The following is an 11,003-nucleotide window of genomic DNA, read 5'->3' as shown; positions in this document are numbered from 1 at the left end:
TAGCCGACCGAGACGACATGGGGATCGCGGCTGTCGGCGCCGCTGTCGCGGCCGCGGTCGCCAAAAGTGTAGAGCTGTTCGACATAGCCGACCGGCACGCCGGTCTGTTCCGCGACCCAGGCGCGCAGGCCGATTTCGAAGGTGCGATGGTTGACCGGATCGAACGGACCCGACGGCAGCGCCGCCGCGCCGCCCTCCTGAGCGTCTCCCCCCGCACCGCGCGCGACCAGAATGAGCGGCGTATCGCCCCGCACCGCGACAATCGCGGCGGTCAGGCCGATTTCGACCGGGACCGAGGGGTGGGACGGGCCGCTCACTGCATATCCATAAAGAAAACATCGCCTTCGAAACAATCGGCGCCGCGGCCGATCGATTCGATCGCCGCGACCATCCTGCCCTGCCGCGACAGTATCGAGTCGGCCAGCGCGATGAAATGCGGATTGGGCGTGGCGGAAGGCGAAAGCCGGCGCAAATTTTGGGCAATGTCGCTCTCGCGCGCCGAGGTGAGCGCGCAGGCTGCGATATAAGCCGCCGCCGGCGAGCGGCTGACCCCGGCATAACAATGAACGACCAGCGGGCGGGCGCGGTCCCAGGCGCGGATGAAGGCGATCAGCGTCTCGATGTGATCGGCGCCGGCGAGCACATGGCCTTCGCGCGCTTCGGTAATGTCCGACAGTCCCAGAGCCAGATGGCGTCCCGGCGCGAGTCTCTCGAGGCGCGGCGGCGCGAAGGCGGGGCCGAGCAGCGACACCACCCGCTCCGCGCCGGTTTCCGCCACGACCTGCGCGACCTTGCTGAGCGGACAGACATAGAGCCGGCCCATCACAGCCCCTTTTCGAAGGTTTTGAACCGCTCCAGGAACAAGGCCTGCGCCTGTTCCGGGCTCATCGGCGCGAGCAGGCTCTCCAGCGGCTCCGGCCCGATCGCGGGCGCGCCGAACAGGCTTTTCGCCTCGTCGGATTCAAAGCCGGCATAAATCGTCGCCTCGAAAAAGGCGGAGATGCGGTCGGCCTTCTTGGTCAGCAGGGCGAGCGCGGCGGGCGGGTCCGGGTTGAGCGAGAAACGCTGCAGGATCGCGCGCGCCAGCCGCGCCTCGACCTCGTGATAGACCCCGCCGAGCGCCGCCTTGAACGGCGAGATCATGTCGCCGATGACATATTCCGGCGCGTCGTGAAGCAAGGCGTGCAGACGCCAGCGCGCCGGAATGGCGGGATCGAGCCGGCCGCAGATTTCCGCCACCAACACCGAATGCTGCGCCACCGAGAAGATCATGGCGCCGCGCGTCTGGCCATTCCAGCGCGCCACGCGGGCAAGGCCATGGGCGATGTCCTCGATCTCGACATCGAAAGGCGACGGGTTGAGAAGATCGAGCCGGCGCCCGGACAGCATGCGTTGCCAGGCGCGCGGCGCCGTTCCACGCTTCATGCCCGCCCCGACGCTTTATAAGATAACTGACAGGCCTTGTAGCAATGACAATCGACCAGATGGTCGTTGACCATGCCGACCGCCTGCATGAAGGCGTAAATGATGGTCGGGCCGCAGAATTTGAAGCCGCGCTGCTTGAGGTCTTTCGCCAGCTTTTCCGAGACCGGCGTCTGGGCCGGAACCTCCTCCAGCGCGCGGAAGGCGTTGACGATCGGCCGGCCGTCGACGAAGTCCCACAAATAGGCCGAAAAGCCCTGTTTGGCCTCGATGTCGAGATAGAGCCGCGCCGAGGTCACGGCGCCCGCGATCTTGGCGCGATTGCGGATGATGCCCGCGTCGGCCATCAGGCTGTCGATTTTCGCCTGGTCGAACGCGGCGATCCGTTCGGGATCGAATTCCGCAAAGGCGCGGCGAAAATTGTCGCGTTTGCGCAGGATCGAAATCCACGACAGCCCGGCCTGGAAACCGTCGAGAATCAATTTCTCGAACAAAGCGCGCGAGTCGAATTCCGGCACGCCCCATTCGTCGTCGTGATAGGCGACATAAGCGGGATCCTGCCCGGGCCAAGGGCAGCGTAGCTTGCCGTCGGGATGGGCGATGGCTTTTCGTCTCGGCGCGTCGGTCATGCCTCTGGTTTAGCCAATCGCGGCGACTTCGCCAATGGCGCGCGGGGTCGGGCAAGGCTCTTGATATATTCGTTTATTCGTATATATGTTAAAGACAATTATGGAGCGCCTCATGATCCACGACTGGCCCGAGACCACGCAAAAACTCTCCGCTCACCTGCGCGACCTGCGCTCCGGCGAGGGCGTCGCCGAGGTGATGAAGGCCTTTTCGGCCATGGCGCAGAACGCGACCAAAACCGGCGCGCTCGACGCCAAAACCAAGGAACTGATCGCGCTCGCCATCGGCGTCGCCACGCGCTGCGACGATTGCATCGCCTTCCACGCCAAGGCCGCCGCCCAATTGGGAGCGAGCCGCGAGGAGATCATGGAGACCCTCGGCATGGCAATCTATATGGGCGCGGGGCCGTCCGTCATGTACGCCAGCCACGCCGTCCAGGCCTTTTCGCAATTCGCGGCGCAGAAGACCGCCGCCGAATGATCAGACCACGCGCAGCCGGGTTTCGCCGCTGACCAGAGCCTGGCCCGCCTGCGCGGCCTCCTCGGCGCGGTCGACGCGCAGCAGCGCGAGGCCCTGCGCGCCGGCGCTGGAGCCCATGGTTCCGACCCTGATGTCGCCGGCCATGACAATGGCCCCCGGCGCGGGCGCGGCGCCCTCCAGCATCACCTTCAGCACGCGATTGCGCGTGGTGCCGCGATATTGCATGCGCGCCACCACTTCCTGACCGACGAAACAGCCCTTTTTGAAATCCACGCCGTTGAGCTGATCCATATCGGCCTCATGCGGAAAGGCGTCGCCATAGGCGAAATCCACCCCGCCCTCGGGAACGCCCAAGGCGATGCGATGGGCGGCGTAATCGTCGAGGCCATAATCGCCGCCGAAGGTCAGGATCTGCGCTTCGACCTTGGCCGCCGGAACGATCAGCCGCGTTCCCATGTCAGGATGGCGCGAATCGCGCGCGCCCTCGCCCGGCGCGCCGCCATAAAGCGCGATCACGCCAAAATGGTCGCTTTCATCCGAAATTTCGACCTTGGCGCGCAGCTTGTACATGGTCAGCCGCTTCGCCAGATCGGCGACCTTGTCGCGCGTGACGTCGAGCAGAATGGCGTCCGGCGTCGCGATCATCAGGAAATCGAACAGGATCTTGCCCTGCGGCGACAGCAGCGCCGCCCAGCGCGCCTCGCCCTCGCCGAGCGTCACGACATTGCCGGTGACGAGGCCCTGAAGGAAGCCGCGCGCCTCGGGGCCGCCGACCCGAACCACGCCACGATCGGTCAAATGAGCCGCTTTCATCGTCTTCCCCATCTTTACCCCGGCCGGTGTCCCTACGCGCCGCCGGCCTGTCCAAACGCGCGCGGCCGATATAATGTCGGCCCCGCTTCAATCCAACGCGGCCATGCAAGCTTTGGTCCGCGACAATGCGAAAATTTCCGGAGGCCCCATGCCGCAAGCCAGCTATGATCTCATCCTGCGCGGCGGCGTGCTGGTCAACCACGATGGAGTCGCGCCGCGCGATGTCGGAATCCGCGCCGGGACTATCGCCGCCATCGGCGACCTGTCGCAGGCGAGCGCCGGCGAAATCATCGACTGCGCCGGCCTGCACGTGCTGCCGGGGGTGATCGACAGCCAGGTGCATTTTCGCGAGCCGGGCCCGGTTCACAAGGAGGATCTCGAAACCGGCTCGCGCGCCGCTGTGCTCGGCGGCGTCACCGCCGTGTTCGAAATGCCCAACACCAATCCGCTCACCACGACGCCGGAAGCGGTCGCCGACAAGGTTTCGCGCGCCAGAGCGCGGATGCATTGCGACTTCGCCTTCTGGGTCGGCGGCACGCATGAAAACGCCAAACATGTCGCCGAACTGGAGCGCCTGCCCGGCGCGGCGGGCATCAAGGTTTTCATGGGCTCCTCGACCGGCTCGCTGCTGATCGCCGACGACGCCGGCGTGACGGAAATCCTGCGCCATGCGCGCCGCCGCGCCGCCTTCCACAGCGAGGACGAATTTCGCCTCAACGAGCGCAAGGACCTGCGCATTCCCGGCGATCCGGCCTCGCATCCGGTCTGGCGCGACGTCGAGACGGCGCTGAATTGCACCAGGCGGCTAATCGCCATCGCCCGCGAACAGCGCGCGCGCATCCATGTTCTGCATGTCTCGACCGGCGAGGAAATCGAATTTCTCGCGGCCCACAAGGATGTCGCCAGCGTGGAGGTCACGCCGCATCATCTGACCCTTTCCGCCGACGAATATTCCACGCTCGGAACCAAGATCCAGATGAACCCGCCGGTCCGCGACAAGAGCCATCGCGACAGGATCTGGCGCGGCCTCGATCAGGGCGTGGTGGACGTGCTCGGCTCCGACCACGCGCCGCATACGCTGGAGGAGAAAGCCAAGCCCTATCCGGACAGCCCCTCCGGCATGACCGGCGTGCAGACCCTCGTGCCGATCATGCTCGACCATGTCGCGGCGGGACGCCTGACCTTGCAACGCTTCGTCGATCTGACCAGCGCCGGCCCGGCCCGCCTGTTCCAGATCGCGCGCAAGGGCCGCGTCGCGGTGGGCTATGACGCCGATCTGACGATTGTCGATCTCAAGCGCAAACAGACGATCCGCGATGAATGGATCGCGTCACGCTGCGTATGGACGCCCTATCACGACAAGGAAGTGACCGGCTGGCCGGTCGGGACTTTCGTGCGCGGCGCCCGCGTGATGTGGGAAGGCGAGCTGCTCACCCCCTCCACCGGACGGCCGATCCGCTTCCTCGAAGCTTTGTGAAGCGCGCGCGCCGCGCCTTCACTTCTTGTCGTTGGGAGGCGTGCGGCACACGCGCAGGAAGGGATGCCGGAATTCCCAGTCCGACACAGTAACGCGCCGGCGAAACACACAATTGTCCTTGCCGGAATGCGGACCAATCACCGTCATCAGGTGAAATTGATCGGCGTCGCGCCAGTTCCGCAGCAGATAGCCGTTGGGGTCATATTTATACTGGCCCTGGGTCCAGTAGGGATCGCTGACCGGCCCCGGGTCGCCTTCCCAGAAGGACTCGCCCTGGAGGACTCTCACATTGTCCCCCGCGGCCGCCGGCTGACCCGACAAGGCAAGACCGGCGCAAAACACCGCCCCGCCGATCCAACGCCCGCTGCGCATGGCGAATTCCTTTCCCGTCTGCCTCCTAGATAGAGGCGCGCGGAAAAAACTCAACCGCCAAACAGCTTTTCGAGAAAATTGCGGTTGTCCGGGTCGGGTGGCAGACGGCGGCCCGGCGCGCCGGGAATGTCCTCCGGCGGGATCGGCGCGTCGTCGCGCGGGCTTCGTCCATCGTCGCGCGGCGTGACCGCGCCGGTGACGTCCTGCGGCGCAGTCGGCCGCGCGGCGCCGGTCACGAGGGTCGGCGCCGAGGGATTGCTGGTGTCCATATGCGGCGCGGATTGGGGCGGCGGGTTCTGCGCCGGCTGCGGGAAGGGCCAGGGAGCGCCGGATGTTCCGCCAGACAGCGCGCCCGCGAACGGCCCCGACAGGCTCTCGCTGCGCCAGCCGCCGGTCGGCAGGCCGGCGACCGCCACGCCCCTGAGCGCGTCGCGCATGTAGCGCGACCAGATTTCGACCGGCAGATTGGCGCCGGAAGCCTTTTTGGTCGGCGAATTGTCGTCATTGCCCAGCCAGACGCCGGTGACGAGCTGGCTGGTATAGCCGACGAACCAGGCGTCGCGATAATCCTGGCTGGTGCCCGTCTTGCCCGCCGCCTGCCAACCCGGCAGATCGGCCTTCTTGCCGGTGCCGATGATCAAAGTCTGCTCCAGCATGGCGTTCATCATCGCGACATAGGTCGGGTCGATCACCCGCCCATTGCTCGATCCCTTGCGGGCGTAAAGCAATTTGCCGTCCGCCGTGCGCACCTTGGTGATGATATGCGACTGCACGCCGATGCCGCCATTGGCGAAGGGCGCGTAAGCCGCGACCAGCTCCAGCGGCGTCACTTCCGAGGTGCCGAGCGCAATCGAGGCGTTGGACTGCAATTCCGAGGCGATGCCAAGCCGGTGCGCGGTCTGGATCACCGCGCGCGGGCCGACCTGCAAGCCCAGCCGCACCGCCACCGTATTCAGCGACAGCGCCAGCGCCGTGGTGAGATTCACCTGGCCCATATATTTGTGGGTCGAATTTTCCGGCTGCCAGCCGCGCACATTGATCGGCGCGTCCTCGATCATGCTGTCCGGCGTCAGGCCGTGCTCCAGCGCGGTGAGATAGACGAAGGGCTTGAAGGACGAGCCCGGCTGGCGATGCGCGAGCACCGCGCGGTCGAACTGGCTGTCCTCGTAATCGCGGCCGCCGATCAGGGCGCGGACGGCGCCGGTGCCGTCGAGCGACACCAGCGCGCCCTGCGATACGCCGAACTTGCCGCCCTGCTTGTTGAGCACGTCGGTCAGGGCGCGCTCGCCCGCCGCCTGCATCGCTGGATTGATCGTCGAGGTCACGACAATGTCCTCGTCGATTGCGCCAATCGTGTCGTCCAGCACATCCATCACATAATCGGCGGCGTAATTGAGCGAGCCGCCGTCGCGCCCGCGCACGGCATGGGCGGGGCGGGCCAAAGCGCCCTTGGCCTCGGATTCGGTGATGAAGCCCTCGCGCGCCATGGCGGTGACGACCTGATTCGCCCGCTCGATCGCCGCCGATTCATTGTGGTTGGGCGCGAGCTTGGTCGGCGCCTTCATCAGGCCGGCGAGCATCGCCGCCTCGGGCAAGGTGACGTCCTTGGCCGGATGGCCGAAATATTTCTGCGCCGCCGCATCCACGCCATAGGCGCCGGAGCCGAAATAGACGCGGTTCAGATAGAGTTCGAGAATCTGGTCCTTGGAATATTTATGCTCCAGCCAGAGCGCGAGAATCGCCTCCTGGATTTTTCGCGAAACCGTGCGCTCCTGGGTCAGGAACAGGTTTTTCGCGAGCTGCTGGGTCAGGGTCGAGCCGCCCTGCACGGTCCCGCGCCCGGTGACGTTCTTGGTCAGCGCGCGCACGACGCCGACCGGATCGACGCCCCAATGGCTGTAGAAACGGCGGTCCTCGATGGCGATGAAGGCCTTGGGCAGATAAGGCGGCAAATCGCGCAAGGGAACAGCCGCGCCGCCGGTGTCGCCGCGATTGGCGAGCAACGACCCGTCCACCGCCAGAACGGCGATATTCGGCGGCCGTTTCGGCACGGCGAGCTGGTCGATATGCGGCAGTTGCGAGCCGTAGAAGATGAACAGGCCGCCGGCGCCGATCACGCCCCAAATCGCCAGCACGAAGCCCCAATAGACCAGGCCGCCGAGCAGCGAGCGACGCTTCTTTTTCTCTTTCGTGCGGCCGCCGCGCCGGGCCGGCTTGTCTCCGGCGCCCTTCTGACGCGAGGCGCGTTTTTCCGCGACGACGCGGGGCGCGCCATCCTCGTCCTCATCGGCAAATCTGGGCTCGATGCGCTCCTGCTGCGCCTTTTTGCGCGCCATTTCCCCCGATCCGACCTGCCGATGAGCCGCCTGTCCCGGCGAAAGATAGAATAAATCGGGCGGTTTAAGGGCCGGTTAAGCCTTTTGGCCAAGCCGAGCCCAAAGCGCGGGCGTGGATAAGCCGTCGCAAAGCCCTGTCAAAACAGAGCGCGGCGCTTGCTTTGCCGCACGCGGCGCGGCAAAGTTGCGCCCCCGCCAGGGCAAGGCCCGCCCGGGCGGATAAGTCAGTCATCGGAAAAGCAGTCCAATGAAAGTCACGCTTGAGAGAACGGCTCTGCTGAAGTCGCTCGGTCATGTCCATCGCGTCGTCGAGCGCCGCACGACCATTCCGATTCTCTCCAATGTCCTGCTCAGCGCGAGCGGCGGCGGATTGCAGCTCAAGGCGACCGACCTCGACCTCGAAGTGACGGAAACCACGCCGGCCGATGTCGGACAGGCCGGCGCGACCACTTTGCCGGCCCACACGCTCTATGAAATCGTGCGCAAGCTACCCGACGGCGCCCAGGTGTCGCTCGAAAGCGGCGAGGACAGCGGCCAGCTGCAATTGCGCTCGGGCCGCTCGCGTTTCAACCTGCAGGCCCTGCCGGAAAGCGACTTTCCCGATCTCGCCGCCGGCGAGTTGAGCCATTCTTTCAAGCTCGGCGCCGGCGAGCTGAAACGCCTGCTCGACAGGACCCAATTCGCCATTTCCAACGAGGAGACGCGCTATTACCTCAATGGCGTCTTCCTCCATGTCACCGAAGCCGACGGCAAATCCGTGCTGCGGGCGGTGGCCACCGACGGCCACCGGCTGGCGCGGCTCGAAACCGCAGCCCCGGCGGGCGCCTCGGGCATGCCGGGCGTGATCGTGCCGCGCAAGGCGGTCGCGGAAGTGCAGAAGCTGATCGAAGACCCGGAAGCCGAGATCACGATCGAGCTGTCGGCGGCCAAGATTCGTTTCACGCTCGGGCCGGTCGTGCTGACCTCGAAACTGATCGACGGCTCCTTCCCCGATTACGCCCGCGTCATCCCCGCGCATAACGACAAGTTCCTGACCGTCGAGCGCCGCGATTTCTCCGATGCGGTCGATCGCGTCTCGACCATTTCCTCGGAGCGCGGCCGCGCCGTGAAACTGGCGGTCGCCGACGGCAAGCTGGTGCTGTCCGTCACCAATCCGGATTCCGGCTCGGCGGTGGAGGAGCTGGAGGTCGATTATGACGCCGCGCCGCTCGAAATCGGCTTCAACGCCCGCTATCTGATCGATATCGCCAATCAGCTCGACAGCGACACGGCTTTGTTCAAGCTGAATGATTCCGGCTCGCCGACCATCATCCAGGACCGCGATGGCGCCAGTGCGCTTTATGTCCTTATGCCCATGAGAGTTTAAATTGCGGGTGTAAGCGGCCGGTACAAGAAAGTCCGCGCCGCGCCGGGCGGGAAATTCTCGATGGTCCCGGCGAGCACAAAACCTTGCGCTTGGTAGAAGGCGAGCGCGCACGGGCCGAACGTGTCGAGATAGAGCCCGACGCAGTCAGTCTCACGCGCCAGACGCTCGGCCTCCGCCAGCAAAGCGGCGCCGAGGCCGCGCTTGCGCCAGGGCTCGGCGACGAAAAATTGCGCCACATAGAGCCAGCGCCAATGGATCACGCCATTGACCCCGCCGAGCCATTCGCCGGCGGCGTCGCGAGCGACGAGGGCGAAGGCGCGCTCGTCGCGGGGGCCGAAATCAGCCGCGACCTCCGCCGCCAGCCGATCGCGCGTCGCCCGACCGGCTTCGGGCGCCGTCTCGCGGGCGATGCAAAAGGAAAAAGGCTTGGATTGCGGCGTGATTTCCATCATTGGTCGCGCATGAGAAAAGCTCTGGCCCTGACCCTGGCACTGTGGCCGCTGGTCTGTTCCGGCGCAAGGGCGGCGTCCCCATGCGATGCGCCGGTCGGCGTGGAAGCCCCGCTCGCCGGCCCCCTGCAGCCGATCAGCCGGGTGACGGATTACAAGATCGCGCTGGAAAGCTGCCGCCGCGAAGGCGCAGCCCCGGTTCTGGCGACGCGGACCATGCGGGTCGATGGCGAAGAGCTATTCCTCGCGGTCGACCCCGAGGCGTTGACGACGCGGCTGAAGCGCGCCGCCTGCTGGACCTGCGCGCCGACCACGCCCGAGGCGCAGGCCTCGACCCGTTTCATGCAATCCGTCGAGCGTCTCGCGCAGGCGCCCGGCAAGACCTTGCCGCCCGGCGCGACCTGGCTCGACAATGCCGGCCTCGTGCGCGGCAAAGGCGGCGGCGCCTTTTTAACCGGCGATCTCTGCCCGTCGCATCGGCCGCTCGACCGCGCCTTTCTGCAATCGCTGGAGCGGCCCGGCGCCGCGACCCCGGTCGCCTTGTCCATCACCGGCGTCTGGATGCAGCAGCATCCGCAGGATTTTCTCTGGCTGCGGCGGGAAAAGGCGGAGGGACGGCTGGCGATTTCCTTCACCAACCATTCCTTCCATCATCCCTATCGGCCCGGCCTCGCCGACGCCCATAATTTCCTGCTCGTGCCGGGCGTGGACATGAGCCGCGAAATTCTCGACGTCGAACGGCTGCTTATCGCCAATGGCGAGGTTCCGAACGCCTTTTTCCGCTTTCCGGGCCTGATTTCGGACAAGACACTGATGGATTCCGTGCGCGAGGCCTTTCTGATCCCGCTCGGCGCCGACGCCTGGCTGGCGCTGACGCCGAAGGCGCCGCCGCCTGGGGCGATCATTCTGGTTCATCCCAACGGCAACGAGCCGTTTGGCCTCAATCAGTTCGACCGCCTGAGCCGGGAAAATGCGCTGCCGCAGCCGTTCCGGCCGCTCGACGAAGCGCCTTGATAATAAGAAACGGGCCCGCACTGCGGGCCCGCCGGAAGTCGCCGTCCCCTCATTGCGTCACCCGCACACAACGACGCGTCTCTTCTTGGCGCTCTTGTCGGATTTGTCCCCGATCGGCCGCTCATCGGCGTAATCGCGCGGATTGAGCGAGCATTGATCGACGCGCGCGCCAACGACGGCCTCGGAGGCCGACGGAGGCGCGTTTTCGAATGCGGCGGCTAGAATGATCGGCGCAGGCTTCTCGCGAGCGGCGACTTTCCGTTTCGACGGCTGGGCGGCCGTGGCGGCGAGCCCCGCGCCGAGCGCCAGGACGAGAATGAAGCGAAACAACTGCCGATCAAAACCCCGCATGGCCAAACCCTCCGATGTGGCCGACTGACGACTCGCTAACGCGGTCCCATCAAAAAAGTTTCAAAAAAAATTTCGCCGTGTCTAAATTGCAACGCTTTTTTAACCTTATGGTCGGCACAGACCATAACGCGCCCGCGAAAGCCGCGCGTCGCGGGAGGCCCAAAGGCGAGGCCAAGAGACGGTTGCGAGGGAACAGTCACATGTTGCAAAGCAGCTTGGACGATTGGCGCGTCACGCCTGCGCGGGCGATCCAGCCGCACGGCTGGCTGGTCGTCTGCGACGCCCAAGCCTCCCGA

At 65.7% G+C, this 11,003-nt stretch carries 12 protein-coding genes and 1 pseudogene; 4 read left to right on the top strand and 9 right to left on the bottom strand.

Annotated elements, in window-relative coordinates; all coding sequences use genetic code 11:
* The 4 genes and pseudogenes from ACE3S9_RS08055 to ACE3S9_RS08040 all read right to left on the bottom strand — a co-directional run.
* A pseudogene (locus tag ACE3S9_RS08055) lies at positions 1-317 on the bottom strand (NAD regulator); the annotation flags it as partial.
* Positions 314-823 (bottom strand): tyrosine phosphatase family protein, encoded by a 510-nt coding sequence (locus tag ACE3S9_RS08050; protein WP_374545928.1) that lies wholly within the window; start codon positions 821-823, stop codon positions 314-316. The pseudogene ACE3S9_RS08055 and the gene ACE3S9_RS08050, both read right to left, overlap by 4 nt.
* Complete coding sequence (locus ACE3S9_RS08045) at positions 823-1,425, bottom strand: HD domain-containing protein (protein WP_374545927.1); 603 nt, start codon at positions 1,423-1,425, stop codon at positions 823-825. Before ACE3S9_RS08045 ends, ACE3S9_RS08050 begins: the two co-directional genes overlap by 1 nt.
* A complete protein-coding gene (locus ACE3S9_RS08040; RefSeq protein ID WP_374545926.1) occupies positions 1,422-2,051 on the bottom strand; it encodes a DNA-3-methyladenine glycosylase I in 630 nt (209 codons plus the stop codon). The genes ACE3S9_RS08045 and ACE3S9_RS08040 overlap by 4 nt, the downstream gene beginning before the upstream one ends.
* A 112-nt stretch (positions 2,052-2,163) precedes the next feature.
* Between ACE3S9_RS08040 and ACE3S9_RS08035 the strand changes: the two genes are divergently transcribed.
* The gene (locus ACE3S9_RS08035; protein WP_374545925.1) at positions 2,164-2,529 is read left to right on the top strand and encodes a carboxymuconolactone decarboxylase family protein; all 366 of its coding nucleotides are present in this window, start codon (positions 2,164-2,166) and stop codon (positions 2,527-2,529) included.
* Here the strand turns inward: ACE3S9_RS08035 and ACE3S9_RS08030 are convergent, their stop codons facing one another.
* On the bottom strand, positions 2,530-3,342 hold the full coding sequence (locus ACE3S9_RS08030; RefSeq protein WP_374545924.1) for a folate-binding protein YgfZ: 813 nt from the start codon (positions 3,340-3,342) through the stop codon (positions 2,530-2,532).
* Between the two features lie 148 nt (positions 3,343-3,490).
* On the opposite strand from ACE3S9_RS08030, the gene ACE3S9_RS08025 reads away from it, so the two are divergent.
* The gene (locus ACE3S9_RS08025; protein ID WP_374545923.1) at positions 3,491-4,819 is read left to right on the top strand and encodes a dihydroorotase; all 1,329 of its coding nucleotides are present in this window, start codon (positions 3,491-3,493) and stop codon (positions 4,817-4,819) included.
* A gap of 18 nt (positions 4,820-4,837) precedes the next feature.
* On the opposite strand, the gene ACE3S9_RS08020 is transcribed toward ACE3S9_RS08025, so the two are convergent.
* On the bottom strand, positions 4,838-5,191 hold the full coding sequence (locus tag ACE3S9_RS08020) for a hypothetical protein (protein ID WP_374545922.1): 354 nt from the start codon (positions 5,189-5,191) through the stop codon (positions 4,838-4,840).
* Between the two features lie 50 nt (positions 5,192-5,241).
* Positions 5,242-7,527: a PBP1A family penicillin-binding protein gene (locus ACE3S9_RS08015; RefSeq protein WP_374545921.1), complete on the bottom strand. Its 2,286-nt coding sequence runs from the start codon at positions 7,525-7,527 to the stop codon at positions 5,242-5,244.
* A gap of 247 nt (positions 7,528-7,774) precedes the next feature.
* Here ACE3S9_RS08015 and dnaN point away from each other — a divergent pair, with 247 nt between their 5' ends.
* A complete protein-coding gene (gene dnaN, locus ACE3S9_RS08010) occupies positions 7,775-8,893 on the top strand; it encodes a DNA polymerase III subunit beta (protein WP_374545920.1) in 1,119 nt (372 codons plus the stop codon).
* On the opposite strand, the gene ACE3S9_RS08005 is transcribed toward dnaN, so the two are convergent.
* Positions 8,890-9,345 carry a GNAT family N-acetyltransferase gene (locus ACE3S9_RS08005; protein WP_374545919.1) on the bottom strand — a complete coding sequence of 152 codons (456 nt, stop codon included), beginning with the start codon at positions 9,343-9,345 and terminating at the stop codon, positions 8,890-8,892. The two genes, dnaN and ACE3S9_RS08005, sit on opposite strands and share 4 nt — an antisense overlap.
* A 9-nt stretch (positions 9,346-9,354) precedes the next feature.
* On the opposite strand from ACE3S9_RS08005, the gene ACE3S9_RS08000 reads away from it, so the two are divergent.
* Positions 9,355-10,356 carry a polysaccharide deacetylase gene (locus ACE3S9_RS08000; protein ID WP_374545918.1) on the top strand — a complete coding sequence of 334 codons (1,002 nt, stop codon included), beginning with the start codon at positions 9,355-9,357 and terminating at the stop codon, positions 10,354-10,356.
* A gap of 57 nt (positions 10,357-10,413) precedes the next feature.
* Here the strand turns inward: ACE3S9_RS08000 and ACE3S9_RS07995 are convergent, their stop codons facing one another.
* Positions 10,414-10,707 (bottom strand): hypothetical protein, encoded by a 294-nt coding sequence (locus ACE3S9_RS07995; protein ID WP_374545917.1) that lies wholly within the window; start codon positions 10,705-10,707, stop codon positions 10,414-10,416.
* Between the last annotated feature and the right edge of the window lie 296 nt (positions 10,708-11,003).

It is taken from the genome of Rhodoblastus sp., assembly GCF_041915505.1.
GTDB lineage: Bacteria > Pseudomonadota > Alphaproteobacteria > Rhizobiales > Beijerinckiaceae > Rhodoblastus.
Note: the sequence above shows the minus strand (reverse complement) of the source record. Positions and strands in the feature narration are given on the sequence as shown.